The organism is Serinicoccus profundi, from assembly GCF_008001015.1.
GTDB lineage: Bacteria > Actinomycetota > Actinomycetes > Actinomycetales > Dermatophilaceae > Ornithinicoccus > Ornithinicoccus profundi.
Genome location: NZ_CP042862.1, coordinates 3,316,188 through 3,339,040, shown reverse-complemented (window position 1 = coordinate 3,339,040; position 22,853 = coordinate 3,316,188). Strand labels below are relative to the sequence as shown.

The following is a 22,853-nucleotide window of genomic DNA, read 5'->3' as shown; positions in this document are numbered from 1 at the left end:
GCCCTAGATCTGCGCCGCCAGCTCGGTGGCCTGCTTGATCGCCCGCTTGGCGTCGAGCTCGGCGGCCACGTCCGCCCCACCGATGACGTGCACCGGCACCCCGAGCTCGCCGAGTGGCTCGACGAGGTCGGTGACCGACTCCTGGCCAGCGCAGATCACCACGGTGTCGACGGGTATGACGTGCGGCCGGCGCTCGCCCGTCCCGCCGTCCTCCGGGGGCAGGGTCAGGTGCAGCCCGGCGTCGTCGATCCGGACGTACTCCGCGCCCCCGACGAACTCCACCCCGGCGTCAATCAGCTCCGTGCGGTGCACCCACCCGGTCGTCCTGCCCAGGCCCTTGCCGTGGCGCGTCGCCTTGCGCTGCACGAGGTGCAGCTCCCGGGGCGGGGGCGGCTGCCGCTTCTCCCCGAGCCCGGCGCGCTGCTCCCACGGGTCGGCGACGCCCCAGCGCGCCCGCCACTCCTGCACGCTCTCGTCCGGCTCGTGCAGGAGCGCGCTGCTCACGTCGAAGCCGATGCCACCGGCGCCGACGACGGCGACCCGCCGGCCGACCCGCCCGGGCTCGCGGATCGCCTCGGGATAGCTCAGCACGCTGGGGTGGTCGACCCCCGGGATCTCCGGCACCCGCGGCGTGACGCCGGTCGCGACCACGACCTCGTCGGCTCCCCGCAGCTCCTCGACGCCGACCCGTCGGCCCAGGTGCACCCGCACCCCGCGGACCCCGAGCATGTGCTCGTAGTAGGCGATCGCCGCGCGGAACTCCTCCTTGCCGGGGATCTGCGCCGCCAGCCGGAACTGCCCGCCGACCTGCTCGGACGCCTCGTAGAGGTCGACCTCGTGCCCGCGACCGGCCAGCTCGACGGCGGCCGCCAGCCCGGCTGGCCCAGCCCCGACCACGGCGACCTTCCTCACCATGCGGGTTGGGGCGAGGACCAGCTCGGTCTCGTGGGCCGACCGCGGGTTCAGGATGCAGGTCGCCCGCTGGTTGTCGAAGGTGTGGTCCAGGCAGGCCTGGTTGCAGGCGATGCACGGGATGATCTCGGCCTCGCGCCCCTGCGCGGTCTTGCTGACCCAGGCGGGGTCGGCGAGCAGCGGCCGCGCCATGGAGACGAGGTCGGCCTCGCCCGCGGCGAGGACCTGCTCGGCGACCTCGGGCCGGTTGATCCGGTTGGAGGCGATGACCGGCACGCCGACCTCCGCCTTGAGCCGCGCGCTCACCCAGCTGAAGGCCGCCCGCGGCACCGAGGTGACGATCGTCGGGATCCGCGACTCGTGCCAGCCGATGCCGGTGTTGAAGCAGGTGGCCCCTGCCGCCTCCAGGGCGTGCGCGAGGTCGACCGTCTCGGCCCAGCTCTGCCCTTCGGGCACGAGGTCGAGCAGGCTCATGCGGTACTGCACGATGAAGTCATCTCCGACGAGCTCGCGGGTCCGGCGCACGATCTCCACGGGGAAGCGCTGACGGGCCGCCGCGGACCCGCCCCAGGCGTCGGTGCGGTCGTTGGTCCGCGCGGTGAGCATCTGGTTGATGAGGTAGCCCTCGGAGCCCATGATCTCGACCCCGTCGTAGCCCGCCTGCTGCGCCAGCCGCGCCGACTGGGCGAAGTCGGTGATCGTCCGCTCCACCTGTCGGGTGGTCAGGGCCGAGGGGCGGAACGGCGTGATCGGCGACTTCAGCGCCGACGCGCCCTGGCTCATCGGGTGGTAGGCGTAGCGCCCTGCGTGCAGCACCTGCAGCAGGATCCGCCCGCCGTGCTCGTGCACCGCGTCGGTGACCGTGCGGTGCCTGCGCGCCTGCGTCGCCCGGACCATGCTCGAGCCGAAGGGGAGCAGCCAGCCGCGCCAGCTCGGGGCATACCCCCCGGTCACCATGAGCCCGACGCCGCCCCGCGCGCGCTCGGCGAAGTAGGCCGCGAGCTTGTCGATGTCACGCGCCCGGTCCTCGAGCTTGGTGTGCATCGAGCCCATGACGACGCGGTTGGGCAGCGTCACCCCGCCGAGCTGCACGGGGCTGAGCAGATGGGGGTATGCGCTCGCGCCCGATCCGGTCATGACGACAGGGTAGGTGGGTCGCTCGGCGGGGTCGCCAGGAGTTGGAGCGTGAGCGACTCGGCGAGCCAGTCGGCATACCTCTCCTCGGACCAGCCGCATCCCGCGGTGGCGCCGAGATAGGTCTCGACGCCGGTGAGCAGCCAGGCGCGATCCACCGCCTCGCCCCGCTCGAGGCCGGGTCGCAGGGCGCCCTCGTCGGCGAGCCGGCCCATGAGCGAGGTCAACGCCTGCCGGCGTCGCTGGTTGCCCGTCTCGGCGAGCTCGGCGATCAGCGGGTCGGCCATCGCCGCCTGGGCCACCTGCATCGACGCGCGGCTGGTGGCGAAGAAGGCGCGGGTCCACTGAGCGAAGGCGCGCAGCACGAGGGCGGGGTCCTGCTCCTGCGCGATGCGCTCGCGCCACGTCACCGCCTCGGCCGCCTCCTCCATCTGCTCGAGCAGGTCGCGCAGGATCGCGGCCTTGCTGCCGAAGGTGGAGTAGATCGTCTGGGGCGAGACGTCGGCCCGTTCGGAGATGGCAGCGATCGTCGTCGAGCCGAATCCCTCGGCCTCGAACAGCTCGCGGGCGGCGGCCCGCACCCGGTCCCGGGTCTGCGCGGCGCGCTCGGCGCGGAGGGGGGAGCGGTAGGTCCTGGTCGGCGGGGCGTCCATGGGTTCACGGTAGTTGACTACATTCATTAGATGCAACTACAGTCAAAGTATGGACACCTCATCACACACCGCCGCAGCGCGGACCGGGACGTTGCGCGTCCCCGCCGACCGGGGCCAGGCGATCGGCGCCCTCATCGCCGGGTCGTTCGGCCTCGTCTTCGTCTGGGTCAACTCCGGGCTCCTGGCTGACGGGGTCGCGCTGGCCCTACGGATCGCCGGCGCCGTGGCGTTCGTGGCCGTCGTGGTCGCCGCCCAGCTGACCTACCGGGCGATGGCGCGGGCCGGCCGGGAGGGGTTGGCCGTCCCCGGGCCCGACCGCCCGCCGTTCCGGGGGGCGTTCTGGGTGGTGACGGCGGTCGAGGCGGTAGCCATCATCGTCGGCGTGCGGGTGATCTCGCAGGTGTTCGACGCCCCCGAGGCGGGGGTTGCCTGGGTGGCGCTCGTCGTCGGGGTGCACTTCGTGCCGCTGGCTCGGCTGTTCCGGCATGCGAGCTTCATGGCGCTGGCCGTGGTGATGTCGGCCCTCGGGCTCGCCGGGTTGGTCATGGCGGTCCTGGGGGTGGGCGCGGCGCCGATCGCCCTGGTCAGCGGGGTGGGCTCGGGGGCCCTGCTGATCGGGTGGGCGCTGTGGGGCGCCACGCGGAGGATCGAGATCTCTTGCTGACCGGCCTCGCGCCTCGCGTCCTAGGTCGCCACGCACCGGACACCGCGTCGCGCCGTGCGGACTGCGGCAGACCGTGGTGGACTGGCCGGATGAGAGGACATGAGGGGGATGTGGCATGAGGGTGCTGATCGCGGGTGGCGGGATCGGTGGGTTGGCCCTGGCGCAGGGGCTCGTCGGGCGCGGCATCGACGTGGTCGTCGTCGAGCCGGACGTCGACCTGGAGCGCACGGGGGGCTACAAGCTGCACCTCGGGCCGAAGGCCGTGGAGGCGCTCGGCAGCCTGCTGCCCGCCGAGCGGCGCGATCTGCTGCTCGCCTCGGGCATGGGCGCCGAGGACTTCCGGACCGCCCTGTGCGATCACCGCGGCCGGCTGCTCTTCTCCGCGGCCGACCCGCCGGGCGGGCGTTCGGTGGACATCGACCGGGTGACCCTGCGTCTGGTGCTGGCGGAGGGCCTGGAGCAGCACGTGCTGCTGGGTCGCCGGGCGGTCCGCTACGACGTGGACTCGCCCTCGCCGGGGGTGCGGCTGGAGCTCGACGACGGGAGCCAGCTCGAGGGCGACGTGCTCATCATCGCCGACGGAGCGGGGTCCGGTCTGGCGCAGCGCCTGGCCGGTGAGCCCACGAGCACGCCGGTCGGGCTGGTCGGGGTGGCCGGGCGCACCGAGTGGTCGCGGCTGTCGACGCAGGCGCAGGAGCTCGTGGCCGAGGAGCCCATGCTGGCGATCGGCCCGGGCGGCGCGGGACTCTTCGCCTCCCGGCACGACCCCGCAGGTCAGCCGGGTGGCACCGGCAGACGGTCGCTGTCCCTCACCACCGAGCCAGTGATCATCTGGGGCTTCATCGGCGTCGACCACCTGCTGCCGGAGCGAGTCACCGGCGTTCCCGGCTCGCTCCTGGTCCACCACGTCGGCGAGGTGCTGCGCGAGCGCGGCTGGGAGCCCGGCGCGCTGGAGCTCGTCGAGCGCGGCGAGCACCGCGAGATCTCCGGCTTCCGGTTCCTCGCGGCCGACCCCGCCGCGATCGCACCGTGGGACGCCGGCCCGGTCACCGCGCTCGGCGACGCCGCCCACGCGATGCCCCCGACGGGTGGGCAGGGCGCGGCCACCGCCGTCCGCGACGCCGCCGCCCTGGCCGAGCTCCTCGGTGAGGTGGACGCAGGCCGGCGACCCCTCGTCGAGGCGGTCGAGGCATACCACCAGCAGATGCGCGAGTATGCCGCCGCGGCCGTGCGTGACTCCCTCCAGACGGTGACCTGGATCCAGCGCTCCGACACCCCGTGGGGCCGCCGCCTCATGCGCTGGCTGCTGCCGATCGTCGCCATGGTCGCGCGCTGGGTCCACCGCCGCTCGGGCTGACGCGACCCCCGAACCCAGGGCAACTCATGGGTATCCAGCGGCAACCTTTCGCCCTCCTCCGTGCGACATACAGATACATCGCACGACAAGGAGGTCGTCATGAGATCCATCCGGAAAACCACCCCACGCACCCTGGTGGCCAGCGCCTTGCTGGCCGCCGCGGCGCTCGCGCCCACCGCGGTCATCGCCCCTGCGGCGCAGGCCGCGCCCTACTGCGGCATCACCTGGGGCTCGACGCCCAAGGTCACCGGCTACGACACCGCGCAGGCGCCGATCACCGACGTCCGCTCGGGCAGGCACACCTGCTTCGACCGGGTCGTCATCGACGTCTCCGGAGAGTCCGGGGAGTATGCCGTCCGCTACGTCACGACCTACCGCGCCCCCGGGAGCGGAGCGGCGCTGTCGCTGCGCGGCGGTGCCAAGATCGAGGTCCTGGTCGGCAACCCGACCTACGACACCGACACCGGTGACGCCGTCTACGACCCGGCCAACCCGGCCGAGCTCGTCAGCACCTCGGGCTACAGCACGCTGCGTCAGGTGCGCCTCGGTGGCAGCTTCGAGAGCCAGACCTCGCTCGGGATGGGCGTGCGCGCCCGGCTGCCGATGCGCGCCTTCGTGCTCGACGGCCCGGGCTCGGGTCAACGGCTGGTGATCGACGTCGCCCACCGCTGGTGAGGCGCTGCATCGGGCCCGGGACGCCAGCACCACGGCGGCCCGGGCCCGTAGCTGCGTCTGGGCCATGGCTGGCGGCAGCCCCCCACCCTCAGCCGGCTCGTCATGTGACGTCCCCCTCGAGCAGGACGACACATGACCAACCGGCTGAGAGTGCCCCCCCCGACCGACCGATGGTGCGCCGGCGTCGCGCCTGGGAGGATGGGCGTATGCCTGCACCCCCTGCCCCCGGCGCCGCACGCCTGCTGGACCACGCCATCTGGTGGCACGTCTACCCGCTCGGGGCGGTCGGGGCCCCGGCGGTGCTGGAGGGCGACCCGGCCGACGCCACCGTCGAGCACCGGCTGCCGCGGCTGGAGGGCTGGCTCGACCACGCCGTGGAGATCGGCTGCTCGGGCCTGCTGCTCGGGCCGGTCTTCGCCTCGCGCAGCCACGGCTACGACACCCTCGACCACTCCAGGGTCGACCCGCGGCTGGGGGACGAGGCCGACCTCGACCGCTTGCTCCAGCAGTGCCGGGAGCGGGGGCTCTCGGTGCTCCTGGACGGCGTCTTCAACCACGTCGGGGTCGACCACCCCATGGTCACCGACCCGCAGACCGCCGCCATGCTCAAGCAGGGCGAGGACGGCCGCCCCGCCTCCTGGGAGGGGCACGAGGGCCTGGTCGAGCTGGACCACGGCCACCCCGACGTCGAGGACCTTGTCGTCGAGGTCATGCTGCACTGGCTACGGCGGGGGATCGCCGGGTGGCGGCTCGACGTGGCATACGCGGTGCCCACCGACTTCTGGGCCCGCGTCACGACCCGGGTGCGCGAGGAGTTCCCCGACGCGCTCTTCGTCGGCGAGGTCATCCACGGTGACTACGCGGGCTTCGTGGAGGCCAGCGGCGTCGACACGGTGACGCAGTACCAGCTGTGGAAGGCGATCTGGAGCTCGGTCGTCGACACCAACTGCTGGGAGCTGGCGCACGCGATCGAGGGGCACGACGCGCTGCTGGAGTCCTTCGTGCCGCAGACCTTCGTCGGCAACCACGACGTCACCCGGATCGCCACCACCGCCGGTGACGACGGTGCCGTGCTAGGGCTCGCGGTGCTCATGACGGTGGGCGGTATGCCCTCGGTCTACTACGGCGACGAGCACGCCTTCCGGGGGCTCAAGGAGGAGCGGCTCGGGGGCGACGACGACATCCGCCCGGCCCTGCCGGACGCGCCCACCGACCTGTCTGCCGACGGCGCCTGGATGCTCGAGCTGCACCGCGCGCTCATCGGGCTGCGCCGCCGCCACGCCTGGCTCGCGCGGGCCCGCACCCAGGTCGAGGAGCGCAGCAACGAGTCCCTGACCTACGTCTCCTCGGGTCAGGACCAGTGGCTGCGGGTGCAGATCGTCCTCGCGCCGACGCCGTCCGTGACGGTCACCGGCGCCGATGGCGAGGTCTTCGGCTGGGCCTCTGGCGACTGACCGATCGCCCGCGCCGGGCACGGCATACCGTGGGGGCATGAGCGAACTCGTCCTCGTGGCCAACGCCGGTGACAGCACGGTGAGCACCTTCCGGATCGACCCCGACTCCGCCGCGCCCGCCCTGGAGCGGATCGCGCTGAGCGAGGTGGGGGAGGGCTGCGGCACCTTCGCGATCGACCCCGAGCGCGACCTCGTGTATGCCGCGGCCAAGGGTGACCCGCCCGGCATCGACGTCTTCGCCCTCGACCGGGAGTCCGGTGCCCTGGAGCACCTGTCGCGCACCGACGTCGCCGACTCGATGACCTACCTCGCGCTCGCCCACGGGGGGACGCTGCTCGTCGGGGCGTCGTACGGCGGCGGGAGCGCTCAGGTCTTCCCGGTGGACGGCGACGGGCACGTCGAGGAGCCGACCGCGGAGGTCACGTGGCCCAACGCGCACTGCGTCGCGCTCGCCGGCGACGGCGGACAGGTCTACGTCGTCTCGCTCGGTGCCGACGTCGTCGCGCAGTACGCCCTCTCGCCCGGCGGCGGCCTCTCGCCGCTCGCTCCGCCCACCGCGACGGCGCCGAAAGGGTCGGGCCCCCGCCACCTCGTGCTGGACGCGCAGGAGACCCATGCCTACGTCATGACCGAGTTCTCCGGGGAGGTGCTGGCCTATGCGCGGGACACCAGCGGTGACCTGACCCAGCGCTCGGCGACCCCGGCCTACGCCCCGGACCGCGGCCTCCGCCACAGCGAGCTCGGCGCGGACCCGGTTGCCGGACACCTCATCTGGGGTGCCGACCTGCACCTCGCGCGCGGGGGTGCCTACGTCCTGGCGAGCGAGCGCTCGGAGTCGACCCTGGCCAGTCTCCCCGTGCGGGAGGACGGCACGGTGGGCGAGGCCGTGTCGCTCATCCCGACCGTGGCCCAGCCGCGCGGCTTCGCGGTGCTCGCGGGCGGCGGGTATGCCGTCGTGGCGGGGGAGAAGGACACCGACGTCGCGCTCGTCGCGATCGGTGAGGACGGCTCCCTCACCGAGCTGGGCCGGGTCGAGACCGGCGCCGGCGCCAACTGGGTCCGCACCCTGCCCCTCTGACCCACCGAGCGCCGCAGATGGTCGCCCTCTGACCGACCGGGCGTCGCGGATGGTCGCGCACGGACCGACCGAGCGCCGTAGATGGTCGCGCACGGACCGACCGAGCGCCGTAGATGGTCGCCCTGTAACCCACCGAGCGCCGTAGATGGTCGCCCTGTAACCCACCGAGCGCCGCAGATGGTTACTGCCCGGCGTCCAGGGTCGCCCGGATCTCCTGTTCCTCGCTGTCCGTCAGCCCCGCTCCCCGCGGGGTCGTGCGCGTCTCCTCCCAGGCCAGGGTGTCGCGCAGCGTCTCGACCAGGGGCCGGGTATGCAGTCCTGCACCACGCGCGCGGGTCGTGTCGAGCACGGCGAAGGAACGCAGCGACGGATCGTCGATCCACAAAGGCAGCGACCGCGGGCCCATCCACGGGTTGACGCCCAGCTCGGCGAGACGCGCAACCGGCACCGGTCGGGGAACCACCGCCTCTCCGGCCACCTCGCGGGCCGCCTCGACGACCTCGGCCAGCGGCACCATCGGCCCGGCCGCGTTGAAAGCCCCGTCGAGTCGCTGTTCGGCTGCGTCGGCCATCCACGACGCGAGGTCGCGCACGTCGATGACGGCGACGGGGAAGTCGGGGTCGTCCGGCACGAGCACGTCCGGGCCGCTCGGGTGGGCGAAGCGCCAGGGCCAGTATCCCAGGCGGCCGGACGTGTCCCCCGGACCGCCGATGAGACCCGCCCGCACCAGGGTCGAGGTGCCGCCCCGTGCGGTCATCCCCTCGACCACCGCCTGCTCACACGCCACCTTCGCCGGTCCGTAGTCCTCCATCGAGGCCATGACTTCTCCCGCCAGCGGCTCCAGCAGGTCCGTCGACTCGGTGGGCGGCCCGCTGGTGCCACCGGGGCCGGGAGTCGCGTAGACGTTGGCGGTCGACACGAAGACCCAGTGGGCGGTGTCGAGCTCGGCCACCGCACGGCGTACCTGCCCCGGCTGCCGGGAGACGTCGATGACGGCGTCCCATTGCCGGCCGCGCACCGGCGCCAGGCCTTCGTCGGCGTCCCGATCCCCCCGCACGAAGGTGACGCCCTCTGGTGTCGGTGCGGTCCCGCGAGCCAAGCAGGTGACGTCGTGGCCCCGCCGCACCGCCTCGGTCGCGGTCGCGCGGGAGAGGAAGGCGGTGCCGCCGAGCAGCAGGATGCGCATACGAGGTGTCTATCAGTCGGTGGGTGGTGGGGCGACCATCTACGGCGTTCGGTGGGTGGTGGGGCGACCATGTGCGGCGCTCGGTGCGGAAGGCGGCATACCTGACAGGGCTGTTATATTAGCGCTGTGACATCCCCGGACCCGACCCGAGAGAGCCGGCTCAAGCAGCTCTTCGAGGTGCTGGCCGACATGGACGCGGCGATCACCGATGCCTACCGCGAGCGGGGTCAGGGGCAGGTGCGCAGCAGGTTCGTCCTGCCGCTGGTGCGACTCGCCCACCTCGGTCCGATGACGATCACCCAGCTCGCGCGCGAGCTCGACCGGACCCACTCGGCCCTCTCGCAGACGATCACCCAGATGCGCCAGGCCGACCTCGTCACCAGCGAGGCCGGCGAGGACGGGCGCACCCGCGTGGTGACGCTGACCCAGCGCGGACGTGCGCTGGTCCCGCTGGCCGAGGCTGAGTGGCGCGCGACCGAGGCGGCGATCGCCGAGCTGGAGGAGGAGCTGCCGTATGCCCTCAGCCGGGTCGCCACGGACGTGGCCGAGGTGCTGGGGCGCCGGTCGTTCGCCGAGCGGCTGGAGGACCACCTCCGGGGTGACGCCCGATGACGCCGGCCCGTGCGTCCCGCACGCGTGACCATGAGCGACGCCCGGTCCGGTCGGGGACGACCATCAGCGACGCCCGGTGGGTGAGGTGAGAGGGCGGGGCGCCCGCAGTGCCTTCGTCGACCTGACGCCGCTGCGGCGCAGCCCGGACTACCGGCGTCTCTGGGTCGGAGGTGCGCTCTCCGGGCTCGGTCACCAGGTCGCGGTCGTGGCCGTGCTCTTCCAGGTGTGGGAGATGACCGGCAGTGCGTTCTGGGTGGCCTCGATCGGGCTCACCCAGGCGGTGCCGATGATCGTCATGGGGCTGGTGGGCGGTCCGGTGGCCGACGTCCTCGACCGGCGCCGTGTCGCCTTGGCAGCCACCGGCGGGCAGGCGGGCGCGGCCCTCGCCCTCGGGGCCCAGCTGGTGCTCGGCCTCTATCCGCTGCCGGTGCTGCTCGCCCTCATCGGCCTGCAGACCGCCTGCAGCGCCCTCGGTGCGCCGGCCCGACGCACGTTCATCACCCGCCTGCTGCCGCGTGACCTGGTGGCCGGCGGCATCGCGCTGCACATGATCAGCTTCCAGGCCGCGATGATGGTGGGCCCAGCGCTCGGTGGGGTGCTTCTGGGGCTCGCCTCGCCAGCGGTCTGCTACCTGGTCAACGCCACCGCCCTCATGATCAGCTGGTTCACGGTGCGCGCGCTGCCCCCCATGCCGCCGGAGCGGGCGAGCGCGACGGCATACCCGCACCTCCCGGCCCCCGTCTCGCACGTGGGTCGACTCCGCCGCCGTACCCGCACCGCGCTGCTCATGCTGGGCGAAGGCGTGCTGCAGGTGCGTCGCGACCCGGTGCTGCGCGGGTCGTTCCTCCTCGACCTGGCGGCGACGCTGCTGGCCTTCCCGGTCGCGCTCTTCCCGATGGTCAACGAGGAGCTCTTCGCCGGCGACCCGCGCACCCTCGGGCTGTTCCTCAGCGCCATCGCGGTCGGTGGCGTCAGCGCGGGGGTGGCGTCGGGGCTGGTCACCCGGCGTGCCCGGCTGGGTGTGGTGCAGCTGGTCGCGGTCGCGGTATGGGGTCTCGCCCTGCTCGGTTTCGGTCTCGCCGCACTCGGTGGGCTGGCCTGGGCAGCGCTGGCCACGCTCGTCGTCGCCGGGGCCGCCGACACCGTGTCGGTCACCAGCCGGGCGGCGATGGTGCAGCTCGCGACCCCGGACAGCCACCTCGGGCGGGTCTCCTCCGTCGAGCACGTCATCGGGGTGTCCGGGCCGGACATCGGCAACGCGCGGGCAGGTCTGGTCGCCGGCCTGACGACGCCCGCCTGGTCGGCGCTCCTCGGTGCCGCGGCCTGCCTCGTGGTCGCGGGCTGGGTGACCAGGACGCACCCACAGGTCGCCGCCTTCCGGGTCGGGGCGGACGGGGTCAGCTGAGGGTCGAGCCCTGGGCGCCCCACCGCGCCCCGGCACCCGGCGGAACGTCGGGCTACCCGCTGCCGGGCGACGTGCCGTACCGCGCCACCAGCTCCGCCGCTCGGCGCCCCAGTGCCTCGCGCAGAGACGAGGGAGACTCGACCTCGGCCTCCGTCCCCAGACGCCACACCGCCCACACCGCGTGGCGCAGGTCGTCGAAGGTGACGTCGAGGCGGAGCCACCCCTCGCGCGAGTCGTGCTCGGCACGGACCGCGCGGGCCAGGTCCAGGATCTCCTCGCGTCGAGCTGCCGACACCCGCAGGCGCACCGACAGGTGGCCGGAGTCGAGGAAGCTGGCGCAGCGGTCAGCCCAGAGCCGGTCCAGGTCCACCTGCGCCGGGCGGGTGGCCGGCTCCGGCAGTCGCCCTGCATCCACCATCCGCGACACACGGTAGGTGCGGTCCTGCCCGTCCTTGGTGGCCATCAGGTAGGTGCGGCCACGGACCGTGACCAGGCCGATCGGATCGACGGTCCGCCGGCCCGGCGCCCCACCCGGGCCGGCGTAGTCGAACCACACCCGGTGGCCGGACAGGACCGCCTCGCGGATCGTGCCCATCACCGCACCCACCGGCTCCTCGGCCCCTCGTCCTCGGGAGAGCAGGTCGACCTCGGGCTCGACCAGGAGCCGGCTGACCACGTCGTCCACGGTCGACCGGTGCCCGTCCGGCAGCGCGTCCACGACCTTGCGCAGCGCCGAGTCCAGGGGGCCGCGAAGTCCGAAGGCGGCGGCTCCACGGGCCGATCCGGAGGCGAGCAGGGCGAGAGCCTCATCTCGGGTCAGGCCGGTGAGCTCGGTGCGAAAGCCCGGAAGCAGGCTGTAGCCGCCGTGCCGACCGCGGTCGCTGTAGACCGGGACACCGGCGGTGGAGAGCGCGGTGACGTCGCGCACCACGGTGCGCACGCTGACCTCGAGCTCGGCCGCGAGCTGGTCGGCGGTCATCCGGCCGCGCTGCCGCAGCAGCAGCACCATCGCGACCAACCGATCCGCCCGCATGAGCGAACTCTCCCAGAAATCAGGACACAAGGTGTCGTGATGAGTCGTCAGGCTGGGCGAACGGCGTCAGGACGGCGGCCATCAGGGCTGTCGGGCGCACGTGAGCTACCCGATCGGAGTACCCATGGAACGTCGCGCCATCAACCCCGTCACCTGGTCACAGAGCCTGGGCTTCAACCAGGGCGAGGTCGTCACGGGACACACCCGCACCCTCTACATCTCCGGACAGACCTCGATGAGTCCCGAGGGTCGTCCGGTGCACGAGGACGACCTCGCCGCCCAGCTCGCGCTGGCGACGGACAACCTCGAGGCCGTGCTGGGCGCGGCCGACATGTCGCTGGCCAGTCTGGTCCGCCTCAACGTCTACGCCACGGACATCGAGGCGCTGATGCCCCACTACGGCGCGCTGGCGGGGCGTCTGGAGGCCGCGGGGGCAGCCCCGACCACGACGATGCTCCAGGTCGTTCGCCTGGCCATCCCCGGCCAGATGGTCGAGCTCGAGGGGACCGCCGTCGGGTAGCCGGCCCTCGAGTTCAGTCCCGCCAGCCGAGCTCGGTCGCCACCTCGAGCACGCCCTCGATGACGTGCGCGCAGTAGTCAACACCCAGCTGGTTCGGCACGGTGAGCAGCAGGGTGTCGGCGGCAGCGATCGCCTCGTCGGCCGCGAGCTGGCGGGCCAGCTCGTCCGGCTCGGCGGCATACGTCTTGCCGAAGGTCGAGCGTGAGCCGTCGATGATGCCGACCTGATCGGTGCTGCGCCGCTCCAGCCCGAAGTAGGCGTGGTCCTGCTCCGAGCGCAGCGGGAAGACGCTGCGGCTCACCGACACGCGCGGCTCGCGAGCGTGCCCGGCGGCGGTCCAGGCGTCGCGGTAGCGCTGGATCTGCTCGGCCTGCAGCTGGTGGAACGGCACGCCGGTGTCCTCGGTGAGCAGGGTCGAGCTCATGAGGTTCATCCCCTCGCCGGCCGCCCACTCGGCGGTCCCGCGGGTGCCGGCGCCCCACCAGATGCGCTCGCGCAGGCCCTCGCTGTGCGGCTCGAGGCGCAGCAGCCCGGGCGGGTTCGGAAACATCGGGCGCGGGTTCGGCTGGGCGAAACCCTCACCCTCGAGCGCGTCGAGGAAGCGCGCGGTATGCCGTCGCGCCATGTCGGCGTCGCTCTCACCCTCGGCGGGGTGATGGTCGAAGTGCCGGTAGCCCTCGATGACCTGCTCGGGGCTCCCCCGGCTGATGCCCAGCTGGAGCCGGCCGCCGGAGATGAGGTCGGCGGCGCCGGCGTCCTCGACCATGTAGAGCGGGTTCTCGTAGCGCATGTCGATGACGCCCGTCCCGATCTCGATCCGCTCGGTCTTGGCGCCCACCGCCGCGAGCAGCGGGAAGGGCGAGGCGAGCTGCCGGGCGAAGTGGTGGACGCGGTAGTAGGCGCCGTCCGCGCCGAGCTCCTCCGCGGCGACCGCCAGGTCGATCGACTGGAGCAGGACGTCCGAGGCCGACTGCGTCGCCGACTGGGGGTGCGGCGTCCAGTGGCCGAAGGAGAGAAAGCCGATGCGCTTCATGGGTGAGTCAAGCGGAAGTGGCCCTCACGCATTCCGCGACGTCCGGTCTCGCCGCCCGAGCCACACCGCCATCGCGACCCCCGCGGCGGCGCCGAAGAGGTGCCCCTGCCACGAGACGCCCTCGCGCAGCGGCAGCACGCCCCAGATCATCGACCCGTAGACCAGGATGACGAGCACCCCGAGCAGCGCCTGGCCGATCCTGCGGGCGACGAAGCCGTAGACCGCGAGGAAGGCGGCATACCCGTAGACGACGCCGCTCGCGCCGATGTGCACCGTGTTGGGCCCGCCGAGCACCCAGACGCCCAGCCCGCCGAGCAGCACGACGCCGGCCGTGACGAGCCACAGGTGCCGGGTGGTCAGCGCGAGCAACGAGCCCAGCACGAGCAGCACGACCGTGTTGGCCATGAGGTGCCCGAACCCCAGGTGCAGGAACGGACTCAGCACGATCCCCTGCAGGTGCCCGAGGTCGCGCGGCCGGATCCCGAAGGCGTCGAGGTCCAGCGGCAGGATCAGGTCGACGATCTCGGTCACCCACATGAGCGCGACGAGCACGAGCACGGGTATGACGCGACGCAGCCAGGTGGGCGCGTCGACGCGGCGGGCGGAGGGTCGGGCGGTGGTCACGTCTCCAGTGTGGCACCGGCGACGAGCTGCCGGGCGGGTCATCGGGCCCGGTCAGCCGCCGTGGCTGAACCGCCACTGCGTCGTGGAGGCGAACCTCTCACCCGGCCGCAGGATCACCGACGGGAAGTGTGCGTGGTTGACCGCGTCGGGGTAGCCCTGCGTCTCCAGCGCGACCCCGGCGTACGGGCCGTAGGGCCGCCCCGACGTCCCGACGATGCCCCCGTCGAACTGCGCGCCGGTGTAGACCTGCACCCCGGGCCGGTCGCTCCAGACCTCCAGCGCCAGGCCGGAGGCACCCACGAGCCGGGCGTGCCGCCGCAGACCCTCGCCGCGCACGACGAAGTGGTGGTCGATCCCGCCCGCGATCTGCGCCTGCTCGTCCTGCGGCGGCGGGAGGAGGGTGGACAGCTCGACCGGCTCGCGCAGGTCGAACGCTGTGCCCTCGACGGGGCGGATCTCGCCCGTGGGGATCTGGTCGGGGCGGGTGGGCAGGAAGGCGTCCGCGTCCACGCTCAGCACGTGACCGGTGACCTCGCCGGCGTCCTCGCCGTCGAGGTTGACGTAGCCGTGGTGGGTCAGGTTGAGCGGGGTCGGCGCCGTGGTCGTGGCCGCGTAGTCGAGGGTGACCCTGCCGCCGGACAGCGTGTAGGTCAGGCTCACCTCGACCTCGCCGGGGAAGCCCTGGTCCCCGTCGGGCGACACCAGGGTCCAGGTCGCGTGCTCGGGACCGGCGTCGGCCAGGGTCCAGTCGCGTGCGTCGAACCCGTCGGGCCCGCCGTGCAGCGCGTTGGGCCCGTTGTTGGCGGGGATCTGGTGCGTCGTCCCGTCGAGGGTGAACCGCCCTTGGTCGATCCGGTTGCCGACCCGCCCGATCACGGCGCCGAGATAGCCGCCCACCTCCCGGTATGCCGTGGCGCCGGGGTGTCCGAGCGCGACGTTGGCGCCGTGCACCTCGAGCCGGGCGACGGCGGCGCCGGTGCTCACCAGCTCCAGGCGCAGGACGTCGTTCTCGAGGGTCAGGGTGCGCGGCGCGGTGGTCATCGGGCTCCTTCGGTCGGCCGCAGGCACCCTACCCCCGCCCGGCAGCCAACCCAGCCCCTCGCCTTTCTCGCACCGAGCGCCGCAGATGGTCGCGCTCACCTCGACCGGGCGTCGCAGATGGTCGCTCCTGACTCGACCGAGCGCCGCAGATGGTCGCCCTCACCCCCACCGAGCGCTGCAGATGGTCGCTCTCACCTCGACCGGGCGTCGTAGATGGTCCCTCAGGGCAGCGGTGCGGGCGCCGGCGGCCCGACGTACTCCGCCGCGGGCCGGATGATCCGGGGGTCCCGCGTCTGCTCCAGGATGTGCGCGCCCCACCCGACGACCCGGGCGGTGGCGAAGGTCGGGGTGAACATCTCGCGCGGGATGCCGCACTGCTCCATGACCACGCCGGCGTAGTACTCCACGTTGGTGTGCAGCTCGCGGCCCGGCTTGAGGTCGGCGAGGGCCTCGATGACCTCCTGCTCGACCTGCACCGCGAGCGAGGCGAGCGGACCGCCGAGCTGCACGGCATACTCCCGCAGCAGCGCCGCGCGGGGGTCCAGGGTCCGGTAGACGGGGTGCCCGAAGCCCATGATCCGCTCCCCGGCGGTGACCCGCTCGCGCACCCACTCGCGCGCCCGGTCCGGCGTGCCGATCTCGTCCAGGGAGTCCAGCGCGCGGTCGGGCGCGCCGCCGTGCAGCGGCCCGGAGAAGGTCCCGATCGCACCGCACACCGCCGATGCGACGTCCGCGCCCGCGGAGGTGACGACGCGAGCGGTGAAGGTGGAGGCGCTGAAGCCGTGGTCGATGGTGCTGGTGAGGTATGCCGTGACCGCCGCCGCGTGCTCGGGCGCCGGTTCCTCGCCGGTCAGCATCCACAGCCAGCTGCCGCCGGCGCCGAGGTCGGGGCGAGGCTCGAGCGGCGGCATACCCGCGCGGAGGCGGAAGAGCGCCGCCTGCAGCACCGGCACCGCGCCCATCACCCGGATGACGTCGGCGCGGACCTGCTCCGGTGCGGCGCCGTAGGTCGGCACGAACCCCTCCACCGAGGCCAGCAGCGAGATCGCCGTCCGGAGCCGGGCCAGCGACCCGCGGTCCGGGCCGGAGCGCGCGATCGCGAGCAGCTGTTCGAGCAGCTCGTGGGGCAGCGTCGACGCGGCGGCCAGCTCCGCGGCGAAGGCGCGCGACTCCGCCTCGTCGGGGAGGTGCCCGTCGACCATGAGGTGCGCGACGTCCTCGAAGCTGCGGTGCTGCGCGAGGTCCACCGCGGAGTACTCCCGGAAGTGGTAGAACCCCTCCTCTCCGCGGACGTCCCCGGTCTCGGTGCGGGCGACGACGAGGCCCTTGAGGCCGGGCGGTGCGATCTGGGTGCTCATGGGCCGAGGGTGCCGCTAAGGTTGATCGGGTGTCAACGTTGATCGAGTCAACATGAGGGACGAGGTGAGCACCGGGCAGGTGGCCGACTACCTCGGGGTCAAGGTGCAGACGGTGTATGCCTACGTCAGCCGGGGAGTACTCACGCCGGTGCGCCGAGAGGCGGGGACGGGCAGCCTCTTCGCGCTCGCCGACGTCCAGGCGGTCGCGGCGCGGGGCGGGCGGGCCGGGCGACGCCAGGCGACGAGCGACGACGTGCGGACCGCGATCACGCAGCTCGGGCCCGGCAGCCTCGCCTATCGCGGGCATGACGTGCGGGACCTGGTGGGCGGAGAAGGCCCTGCCGGGGAGGGTACGGACACGGCCGGTCGAGGCGAGGGGGCCTGGACCTTCGAGCAGGTCCGCGACCTGCTGACCGGGATCCCCGTCGACCTGGTGGGCGAGCGTGCCTCCGGCCCACCACGGGAGGTGCGGCCGCTCCCGGGAGTGCGTGGGGCAGGTGGCCAGCACTCGCGCGTTGCCCCGGAGGCTGCCTCGATCCGGACCGTGATGGCCGCGCTGCCTGACCGGACCCCGGTGCTCGACCGGTTCAAGCACGCAGTGCTGCTGGCCGGCTCGGCAGACGTGGGTCGCCGCGACCGCAGCCCCGACGCCTTCGCCCGGGCCGGTGCGCGGGCGCTCGCGGCGATGATCGGCTCCCTCCCGATGAGGACGCCCAGACCCGGAGCACGACCCCGGCGTCTCGTCCAGGGGGCAGGGCGACGGTCAGTCCGGCGACCTCGACCCTGAGCCCGCCGGCTCCGAGCGCCAGGCCCCTGCTGCGTCCACGGCGGCCGCGCTCACGGCATACCTCGACCTGCCCGTCGACCTGCTCGATCTCGCGCTCGTCCTCCTCGCCGACCACGACCTGGGCGGTGTCCACGACCGCCGTCCGGGTCGCGGTGTCCGCGGGCAGCGATCCCTACTCCGCGCTTCTTGCCGGGCTCGCCGCCGCCGACAGCCCGCTGCACGTCGGCGCCTCGGTACGCGCCGTCGACTGGCTGCGCGGCGCGCTCGACGATCCCAGGGCTGCGCTCGACGTGGCGCTCGCGACCGGACCGCCGCCGGGGTTCGGGCACGTGGTCTACACCGAGGCCGACCCGCGCGCCCAGCTGCTGCTCGACCGGCTGCTCCCGGAGAGCTCGCCGGAGATCCGCGAGGCGGTGACCCTGCTCGAGCAGGAGCTGACCGAGCGACGCGGCTGGGTCCTCAACATCGACGCGGCCCTGGCGCTGCTCGTCCTGCAGCACGGCCTGCCGCGCGACGCCGGGTCGGTGATCTTCGCCTGCGCGCGCACCGTCGGCTGGACCGCGCACGCGATCGAGGAGCTCGCCGAGCCGGGTATGCGGTTCCGGCTCCGCGGGGTCTACACCGGCTCCCGCCAGGCGAAACCTTGAGGCGCGCCGGCCGCCTCTTTGTGGTGGTCGGGTGGTCACGGCCCCTGTGACGTCGGCTCCCGCGGCTCCCTTGGCCAGCGTGCATTGGCGCTGACCGGTCACGCCAACACCACGCGCACCTCAGTGCCAGGTCGTGCGGATCTGCCTGGGTGATCTCCTGAATCCGCCCTGCGCACAGACCGATGTCCTGGCAACCGGTGGCGCGTGGGACGGGCGGGGTTGGGCGACCCGCTGAGGCCCTCGGCGCACCGTCGGCAGAGGGCCGTCAGCGCGTGGTGCGGCCGAGCCAGTTGGCCAGCCGCTCAGTCGGCCCGGCGTCGGCGGCCGGCTCGACCGGGGCGTCGAAGGGCACCCAGTCCTCGCCCCGGATGTGCGCGGGGACGAACTCCTGGGCCATGGGCAGCACCTGCTCCGCCACCTCGGACAGCGCCTCGCCGTCCTGGCCGGTCGCGGTGGCGAGGTCCCACCCGTGCACCAGGTGCTCCTGGACGTAGCCGCCGAGCACGGCGCGCCCGGGCATCGTGCCCCACGGCGGTGACAGCTCGCGGTCGAGCACGGCGTGGTCGGCCCAGGCCGCCTGGGCCCGGCTCACCTCCGTGCGGAAGCCGTCGCCCAGATCACCCGGGGGCAGCGGGAGGCTGACCGGTTCGCCGTCGACGGTCCCCTTCTCCGGCAGGACGCGGATCCGGTGCTCCACGGCCATGAGGTGCGCCACGAGGTCACCCACGCTCCAGCCCGCGCAACTGGTCGGCGCAGTGAGTCGGTCCGGCGTCACCCCCTCGACGAGCTGGGCGACCCACTCCTGGGTGCGGGCGAGGGCGGGGCGCAGGTCGGGCTGATCGGTCATCTGAGGTCTCCTTCGTCTTCGGCGCCGAGTCGGCGCCTCGACGGATCCAGTCTCGAACGGCATACCTGACATCAGATGTCATTGTTTGCTGCCATTCTGGGGCGATGCGGACCGAGCGGCTCCTGCGCCTTGTCGGCCTGCTGCGCGCCCACGGGCGGCTCAGCGCGACCGAGCTCGCCCGCCGCCTCGAGGTCAGCCCGCGCACGGTCATGCGGGACGTCGACGCCCTCTCGCTCGCCGGCGTCCCGGTGTATGCCGAACGCGGCCGGGGTGGTGGGTATGCGTTGCTGCCCGGCTACCGACCGGACGCCGAGGACCTCACCGACGCGGAGTCACGCGCGCTGTTCGTCGCCAGCGGAGCGGGGGTGGCCGAGGCGCTGGGGATGGGCGGCGACTACACGACGGCGCTGCGCAAGCTCGCCACCGGCATGCCCGGAGGCGCAGACCGGGCAGGTGGGCCGCACGCTCGAGCGCATCGTCATCGACCCCGGGGGTTGGTCCGGGCGCCGCGACCACCCCGCGTTGCTGCGGGACCTGCTGGAGGCGGTCGAGGCCGACCGGCGGGTGCGCGCCGTCTATCGCGCGGCCTCCTCGGGGTGGAGCGGTCGACGCACGCTGGACCCGTGGGGGCTCGTGCTGGGCGGGCAGGCGTGGTACCTCGTCGCCGCGCACCGCGGCACACCGCACACCTATCGGGTCGACCGCTTCGAGACCGTGCGCGTCCTCGACCAACCGGCCCGCCGCCCGGCCAGCCTGGATCTGCTCGCCACCTGGCAGGCGTTGCGCAAGGCCTGGCAGAGCCGTCCCGCCGTGGCGGTGACGATCCGGGTCCGGCGCGACCAGGCCGATCTGGCCCGACGGCAACTGGCCATGGTCCTCCTCGGTAGCGTCGAGCGGCGCGACGACGGACCGGACCACGTCGTCCTGACCGCGCCGGTCAGCTCGCTGCGTGGGCTGGCCGGGATCTTCGTGGGCTTCGGCGACTGGGTGGAGGTGCTGGACCCGCCGGAGGCGCGCGACGTCATGCGCGCGGTGGCCCGGGAGAGTCTGGCGGCGCACGCGGGGTCGGTATGCTGATGCTCGGCGTCGCCCGCACGCCCAGCCCGACCAGCGCCCAGCCCGCCGGTCCTCACGGCGAAGGGGAGCAGATCCTCGAGGGGTGGCAGACGGCATACCCACTGCACACTGCGCGGCGCCGGGGCTGGAGCGGGCGATCCGCGAGAACGTGAGTGGACGATGACGACCGACGCCGACCTCAAGGCCCGGGTGCGCGAGCGCATGACCCGCACCGGCGAGAACTACACGACTGCCCGCGCGGCCCTGCTGGCCAGCCCGCCGCGCGCCCTCGTCGTCGAGACCGACCTGGCCGCCGACCGGGCGGTCGCCTCCTTCTTCGACGGCGACCGGTTGCGGTCGATCCCGACCCGCCGGCGCCCGCGCGCCGCCGTGCTGATGCACCTGCTGCGACGCTTCGAGCGTGGCCGGGAGTATGCCGAGCGCGAGGTCAACGCGATCCTCGCCACGGCGCACGAGGACGTCGCGTCGCTGCGGCGTGAGCTGGTGGACTACCGGTGGTTGAACCGCGCGGACGGGGTCTACCGGGTGACCGACGCGGTGCCGGAGCGCTTCCCCAACGAGGCGCAGGAGGTGCCCACGGACGAGGTCGCCCGGCTCGCCGCCCTCCCGCGGTGGACCCCGCACGGGGGATAGCCCCACTGCTCTCCGGTGGTGATCTGCCTGGTCACCCGGCGCCGGGCTGCCTAGGTTGGGGCCATGGCTCTCTCATCCGCCCTCGCCCGCCCCCGCAACGACCGCGTCATCGCCGGCGTGTGCGCCGGCCTGGCCCGCCGCTTCAACATGAGCGCCGGCATGGTCCGGATCCTCTTCGTGCTCTCGATGCTGCTGCCCGGCCCGCAGGTCCTGGCCTACATCGTGCTGTGGATCCTCATGCCGGCCGAGTGACGGCAACCCATATGCCCGGCCCCGCCGCCAACCCGGTCCACCACATCGAGCTCTGGACCGACGACCTGACCGCGGTGGAGGCCTCCTTCGAATGGCTGCTGCCGCGCCTGGGCTGGCCGGCCGACCACGACCCCGCCTGGCCGCGGGGGAGGGTATGGCGTCACCCCAGTGGCGCCTACGTCGTCCTGGAGGAGTCGCCGGCGGTGACCGGTCCGCACGACCGTCTGCGCGCGGGCCTCAACCACCTCGCGCTGCGCGTGGACGAGCGCTCCGAGCTGGACGGCATACGGGCCGAGGCCGGTGACCACGGGTGGTCCGAGCTGTTCGCCGACGACTATCCCCACGTCGGCGGTCCCGACCACACGGCGCTCTTCCTCGAGAACGCGCAGGGCTTCGAGCTCGAGATCGTCGTAGCCTGATCTCCGCCCGACCCCCACCCGTGAGGAGACCCCTCGTGCCCGTCTACCGCAAGGACGGCCGGTCCGTGCTGTTCGTCCACGTGCCCAAGACCGGCGGCACCTCCGTCGAGCACCTCTTCCGCGCCAACGGCTGGGAGCAGGGCTTCTTCAGCGCGAAGTACGGCAAGGGCACGCTCAACCACCTGATGTACTGCGGCCCCCAGCACCTGCACGCCGAGCCGCTCGAGCAGCTCTTCCGCCTGGAGCGCTTCGACCTCATCTTCACCGTGGTGCGCGAGCCCGTGGCGCGGCTGCGCTCGGAGTACGTCTGGCGGCACCGCAAGAAGGAGCAGGTCGAGCTCGGCGCCCGCGCCGTCTCCGCGTGGTTCGCCTCCTCGGTCAAGCGGTCCCGGGCCAACCCCTACCTCTACGACAACCACCTGCGCCCGCAGCACGAGTTCCTGCTGCCGGGCAGCGAGGTCATCCGCCTCGAGGACGGCCTCGCCGAGGGCCTGCGCCGCCTCAGCGACGCCCACGACCTGGGCCTGGAGGGTGGGCCGGAGCAGTTCAAGGACAGCAGCTCAGGCCCGCGACGCTCCGGCGACGTCGAGATCTCGGCCGCGACCAAGCGCCGGATCCGCCGGTTCTACAAGCGCGACTTCAGCACCTTCGACTACCCCAGGCCCTGAGTCAGCTCGCGCGCACCGAGCACGAGGCAGACCGCACAGACGAGCCAGAAGACCGCGATCCATACCGCGGCCGGCAGCCGGGTGAGTCGCGCCAGCTGGTCGACGTCGCTGCCCCGCTCGCCGCGACGGCGACGCTGCCGCTGCAGCTCGACGACCGAGCGCGGGGCGGCGAGCAGCAACGACCAGACGACGAGGTATGCCGCAGCCGAGATCACCTGGCCGCTCGCCGACCACGACAGCAGGGCGAGGCTGGCGCCCGTCGCGAGCACGACCCACAGGCCGTAGAGGTTGCGGATGAGCACGAGCATGAGCGCGCAGGTGAGGACGAGCGCCCAGAGCACCCCGGCCGCATACCCCGCCCCGAGCAGGAAGGCTCCGGCGAGCCCGACGACCGCCGGCGCGGGGTAGCCGGCGAGCACCGTGGCGACCATCCCGGCGCCGCGGGGTCGCCCGCGGGAGACGGTCACGCCGGAGGTGTCGGAGTGCAGCTGGATCCCGGTCAGCCGTCGTCCGGCGAGGGCCGCGACCAGGGCGTGGCCGGCCTCGTGGACGAGGGTGACGAGGTGCCGCACGAGGCGGTAGCCCGACGGGCTCCAGGTGAGCACCAGCGCCACGACGCCGAGGAGCAGGCCGACCGGCCACGCCAGCGCGGGCTGGGTGGTCGTGGCACGGTCCCACAGGTCGAGGAGCACGGCACGAGCCTGCCAGGTTCGGCTGTGCGCTTGCGGGGAGTCCGCGCGACCGCCAGGGTGGAGGGAGTGCGGGCGGTATGCCGCACGCGAGG

General features: G+C 73.3%; 25 protein-coding genes and 1 pseudogene. 16 read left to right on the top strand and 10 right to left on the bottom strand.

The window, feature by feature from the left end:
- Positions 1-3: 3 nt before the first annotated feature.
- Entirely contained in the window at positions 4-2,049 is a 2,046-nt protein-coding gene (locus tag FA582_RS15615; RefSeq protein WP_010146767.1) for an NADPH-dependent 2,4-dienoyl-CoA reductase, read from the bottom strand.
- Positions 2,046-2,699, bottom strand: a complete 654-nt coding sequence (locus FA582_RS15610) for a TetR/AcrR family transcriptional regulator (protein ID WP_010146766.1) — start codon at positions 2,697-2,699, stop codon at positions 2,046-2,048. Before FA582_RS15610 ends, FA582_RS15615 begins: the two co-directional genes overlap by 4 nt.
- Positions 2,700-2,748: 49 nt before the next feature.
- Here FA582_RS15610 and FA582_RS15605 point away from each other — a divergent pair, with 49 nt between their 5' ends.
- The 5 genes from FA582_RS15605 (at position 2,749) to FA582_RS15585 (ending at position 7,927) form a co-directional block, all read left to right on the top strand.
- Positions 2,749-3,363, top strand: coding sequence for a hypothetical protein (locus FA582_RS15605; RefSeq protein WP_010146765.1), 615 nt, complete (start codon positions 2,749-2,751; stop codon positions 3,361-3,363).
- A gap of 115 nt (positions 3,364-3,478) precedes the next feature.
- On the top strand, positions 3,479-4,720 hold the full coding sequence (locus FA582_RS17445) for an FAD-dependent oxidoreductase (RefSeq protein ID WP_010146763.1): 1,242 nt from the start codon (positions 3,479-3,481) through the stop codon (positions 4,718-4,720).
- A gap of 99 nt (positions 4,721-4,819) precedes the next feature.
- The gene (locus tag FA582_RS15595; RefSeq protein WP_010146762.1) at positions 4,820-5,395 is read left to right on the top strand and encodes an AMIN-like domain-containing (lipo)protein; all 576 of its coding nucleotides are present in this window, start codon (positions 4,820-4,822) and stop codon (positions 5,393-5,395) included.
- Positions 5,396-5,601: 206 nt separating this feature from the next.
- Positions 5,602-6,849, top strand: coding sequence for an alpha-amylase family protein (locus FA582_RS15590; RefSeq protein ID WP_010146761.1), 1,248 nt, complete (start codon positions 5,602-5,604; stop codon positions 6,847-6,849).
- A 37-nt stretch (positions 6,850-6,886) separates the two neighbouring features.
- Entirely contained in the window at positions 6,887-7,927 is a 1,041-nt protein-coding gene (locus FA582_RS15585) for a lactonase family protein (RefSeq protein ID WP_010146760.1), read from the top strand.
- A 181-nt stretch (positions 7,928-8,108) separates the two neighbouring features.
- Here FA582_RS15585 and FA582_RS15580 read toward each other — a convergent pair whose 3' ends face one another.
- Positions 8,109-9,113: a Rossmann-fold NAD(P)-binding domain-containing protein gene (locus tag FA582_RS15580; protein ID WP_010146759.1), complete on the bottom strand. Its 1,005-nt coding sequence runs from the start codon at positions 9,111-9,113 to the stop codon at positions 8,109-8,111.
- A gap of 126 nt (positions 9,114-9,239) precedes the next feature.
- Between FA582_RS15580 and FA582_RS15575 the strand changes: the two genes are divergently transcribed.
- Both FA582_RS15575 and FA582_RS15570 read left to right on the top strand, forming a co-directional pair.
- Positions 9,240-9,725, top strand: coding sequence for a MarR family transcriptional regulator (locus FA582_RS15575; RefSeq protein ID WP_010146758.1), 486 nt, complete (start codon positions 9,240-9,242; stop codon positions 9,723-9,725).
- A gap of 76 nt (positions 9,726-9,801) precedes the next feature.
- Positions 9,802-11,130: an MFS transporter gene (locus FA582_RS15570; protein WP_010146757.1), complete on the top strand. Its 1,329-nt coding sequence runs from the start codon at positions 9,802-9,804 to the stop codon at positions 11,128-11,130.
- Between the two features lie 52 nt (positions 11,131-11,182).
- Here FA582_RS15570 and FA582_RS15565 read toward each other — a convergent pair whose 3' ends face one another.
- Entirely contained in the window at positions 11,183-12,163 is a 981-nt protein-coding gene (locus FA582_RS15565; protein ID WP_010146756.1) for a helix-turn-helix transcriptional regulator, read from the bottom strand.
- A gap of 124 nt (positions 12,164-12,287) precedes the next feature.
- On the opposite strand from FA582_RS15565, the gene FA582_RS15560 reads away from it, so the two are divergent.
- The gene (locus FA582_RS15560; RefSeq protein ID WP_010146755.1) at positions 12,288-12,683 is read left to right on the top strand and encodes a RidA family protein; all 396 of its coding nucleotides are present in this window, start codon (positions 12,288-12,290) and stop codon (positions 12,681-12,683) included.
- Positions 12,684-12,696: 13 nt separating this feature from the next.
- On the opposite strand, the gene FA582_RS15555 is transcribed toward FA582_RS15560, so the two are convergent.
- The 4 genes from FA582_RS15555 to FA582_RS15540 form a co-directional block, all read right to left on the bottom strand.
- Complete coding sequence (locus FA582_RS15555) at positions 12,697-13,716, bottom strand: LLM class flavin-dependent oxidoreductase (protein WP_010146753.1); 1,020 nt, start codon at positions 13,714-13,716, stop codon at positions 12,697-12,699.
- A gap of 24 nt (positions 13,717-13,740) precedes the next feature.
- Positions 13,741-14,340, bottom strand: a complete 600-nt coding sequence (locus FA582_RS15550; protein ID WP_010146752.1) for a rhomboid family intramembrane serine protease — start codon at positions 14,338-14,340, stop codon at positions 13,741-13,743.
- A gap of 51 nt (positions 14,341-14,391) precedes the next feature.
- Positions 14,392-15,381: an aldose epimerase family protein gene (locus tag FA582_RS15545; RefSeq protein ID WP_010146751.1), complete on the bottom strand. Its 990-nt coding sequence runs from the start codon at positions 15,379-15,381 to the stop codon at positions 14,392-14,394.
- A gap of 221 nt (positions 15,382-15,602) precedes the next feature.
- The gene (locus FA582_RS15540) at positions 15,603-16,739 is read right to left on the bottom strand and encodes a citrate/2-methylcitrate synthase (RefSeq protein WP_147899872.1); all 1,137 of its coding nucleotides are present in this window, start codon (positions 16,737-16,739) and stop codon (positions 15,603-15,605) included.
- A gap of 52 nt (positions 16,740-16,791) precedes the next feature.
- Here FA582_RS15540 and FA582_RS15535 point away from each other — a divergent pair, with 52 nt between their 5' ends.
- Together FA582_RS15535 and FA582_RS15530 are read left to right on the top strand one after the other, a co-directional pair.
- Positions 16,792-17,526, top strand: coding sequence for a helix-turn-helix domain-containing protein (locus FA582_RS15535; RefSeq protein ID WP_147899871.1), 735 nt, complete (start codon positions 16,792-16,794; stop codon positions 17,524-17,526).
- A 125-nt stretch (positions 17,527-17,651) separates the two neighbouring features.
- On the top strand, positions 17,652-18,173 hold the full coding sequence (locus FA582_RS15530; protein WP_158640897.1) for a citrate/2-methylcitrate synthase: 522 nt from the start codon (positions 17,652-17,654) through the stop codon (positions 18,171-18,173).
- Positions 18,174-18,438: 265 nt separating this feature from the next.
- Here the strand turns inward: FA582_RS15530 and FA582_RS15525 are convergent, their stop codons facing one another.
- Positions 18,439-19,020, bottom strand: a complete 582-nt coding sequence (locus FA582_RS15525; protein ID WP_010146748.1) for a TIGR03086 family metal-binding protein — start codon at positions 19,018-19,020, stop codon at positions 18,439-18,441.
- 104 nt (positions 19,021-19,124) lie between these two features.
- Here FA582_RS15525 and FA582_RS17770 point away from each other — a divergent pair.
- From FA582_RS17770 to FA582_RS15495, 6 genes and pseudogenes are all read left to right on the top strand, one after another.
- Positions 19,125-19,241: pseudogene (locus FA582_RS17770) on the top strand (HTH domain-containing protein); the annotation flags it as partial.
- Between the two features lie 232 nt (positions 19,242-19,473).
- Positions 19,474-20,097: a helix-turn-helix transcriptional regulator gene (locus FA582_RS15515; RefSeq protein ID WP_158640896.1), complete on the top strand. Its 624-nt coding sequence runs from the start codon at positions 19,474-19,476 to the stop codon at positions 20,095-20,097.
- 159 nt (positions 20,098-20,256) lie between these two features.
- Positions 20,257-20,730: a DUF2087 domain-containing protein gene (locus FA582_RS15510; protein ID WP_010146746.1), complete on the top strand. Its 474-nt coding sequence runs from the start codon at positions 20,257-20,259 to the stop codon at positions 20,728-20,730.
- Between the two features lie 63 nt (positions 20,731-20,793).
- Positions 20,794-20,982, top strand: a complete 189-nt coding sequence (locus FA582_RS15505; RefSeq protein ID WP_010146744.1) for a PspC domain-containing protein — start codon at positions 20,794-20,796, stop codon at positions 20,980-20,982.
- Between the two features lie 11 nt (positions 20,983-20,993).
- The gene (locus tag FA582_RS15500; RefSeq protein ID WP_010146743.1) at positions 20,994-21,401 is read left to right on the top strand and encodes a VOC family protein; all 408 of its coding nucleotides are present in this window, start codon (positions 20,994-20,996) and stop codon (positions 21,399-21,401) included.
- A 35-nt stretch (positions 21,402-21,436) separates the two neighbouring features.
- Positions 21,437-22,069 carry a sulfotransferase family 2 domain-containing protein gene (locus FA582_RS15495; RefSeq protein WP_010146742.1) on the top strand — a complete coding sequence of 211 codons (633 nt, stop codon included), beginning with the start codon at positions 21,437-21,439 and terminating at the stop codon, positions 22,067-22,069.
- Here the strand turns inward: FA582_RS15495 and FA582_RS15490 are convergent.
- Complete coding sequence (locus FA582_RS15490; protein ID WP_010146741.1) at positions 22,054-22,761, bottom strand: M50 family metallopeptidase; 708 nt, start codon at positions 22,759-22,761, stop codon at positions 22,054-22,056. The genes FA582_RS15495 and FA582_RS15490 overlap by 16 nt on opposite strands.
- Positions 22,762-22,853: the final 92 nt, after the last annotated feature.

What these genes read in the sequence shown, in the direction of transcription:
- FA582_RS15535 (WP_147899871.1), top strand. Translation starts at nt 16,792, where the DNA reads ATGAGGGACGAGGTGAGCACCGGGCAGGTGGCCGACTACCTCGGGGTC.
- FA582_RS15545 (WP_010146751.1), bottom strand. Translation starts at nt 15,381, where the DNA reads ATGACCACCGCGCCGCGCACCCTGACCCTCGAGAACGACGTCCTGCGC.
- FA582_RS15510 (WP_010146746.1), top strand. Translation starts at nt 20,257, where the DNA reads ATGACGACCGACGCCGACCTCAAGGCCCGGGTGCGCGAGCGCATGACC.
- FA582_RS15605 (WP_010146765.1), top strand. Translation starts at nt 2,749, where the DNA reads ATGGACACCTCATCACACACCGCCGCAGCGCGGACCGGGACGTTGCGC.
- FA582_RS15565 (WP_010146756.1), bottom strand. Translation starts at nt 12,163, where the DNA reads ATGCGGGCGGATCGGTTGGTCGCGATGGTGCTGCTGCTGCGGCAGCGC.
- FA582_RS15560 (WP_010146755.1), top strand. Translation starts at nt 12,288, where the DNA reads ATGGAACGTCGCGCCATCAACCCCGTCACCTGGTCACAGAGCCTGGGC.
- FA582_RS15615 (WP_010146767.1), bottom strand. Translation starts at nt 2,049, where the DNA reads ATGACCGGATCGGGCGCGAGCGCATACCCCCATCTGCTCAGCCCCGTG.
- FA582_RS15525 (WP_010146748.1), bottom strand. Translation starts at nt 19,020, where the DNA reads ATGACCGATCAGCCCGACCTGCGCCCCGCCCTCGCCCGCACCCAGGAG.
- FA582_RS17445 (WP_010146763.1), top strand. Translation starts at nt 3,479, where the DNA reads ATGAGGGTGCTGATCGCGGGTGGCGGGATCGGTGGGTTGGCCCTGGCG.
- FA582_RS15595 (WP_010146762.1), top strand. Translation starts at nt 4,820, where the DNA reads ATGAGATCCATCCGGAAAACCACCCCACGCACCCTGGTGGCCAGCGCC.
- FA582_RS15590 (WP_010146761.1), top strand. Translation starts at nt 5,602, where the DNA reads ATGCCTGCACCCCCTGCCCCCGGCGCCGCACGCCTGCTGGACCACGCC.
- FA582_RS15580 (WP_010146759.1), bottom strand. Translation starts at nt 9,113, where the DNA reads ATGCGCATCCTGCTGCTCGGCGGCACCGCCTTCCTCTCCCGCGCGACC.
- FA582_RS15585 (WP_010146760.1), top strand. Translation starts at nt 6,887, where the DNA reads ATGAGCGAACTCGTCCTCGTGGCCAACGCCGGTGACAGCACGGTGAGC.
- FA582_RS15540 (WP_147899872.1), bottom strand. Translation starts at nt 16,739, where the DNA reads ATGAGCACCCAGATCGCACCGCCCGGCCTCAAGGGCCTCGTCGTCGCC.
- FA582_RS15610 (WP_010146766.1), bottom strand. Translation starts at nt 2,699, where the DNA reads ATGGACGCCCCGCCGACCAGGACCTACCGCTCCCCCCTCCGCGCCGAG.
- FA582_RS15505 (WP_010146744.1), top strand. Translation starts at nt 20,794, where the DNA reads ATGGCTCTCTCATCCGCCCTCGCCCGCCCCCGCAACGACCGCGTCATC.
- FA582_RS15500 (WP_010146743.1), top strand. Translation starts at nt 20,994, where the DNA reads ATGCCCGGCCCCGCCGCCAACCCGGTCCACCACATCGAGCTCTGGACC.
- FA582_RS15555 (WP_010146753.1), bottom strand. Translation starts at nt 13,716, where the DNA reads ATGAAGCGCATCGGCTTTCTCTCCTTCGGCCACTGGACGCCGCACCCC.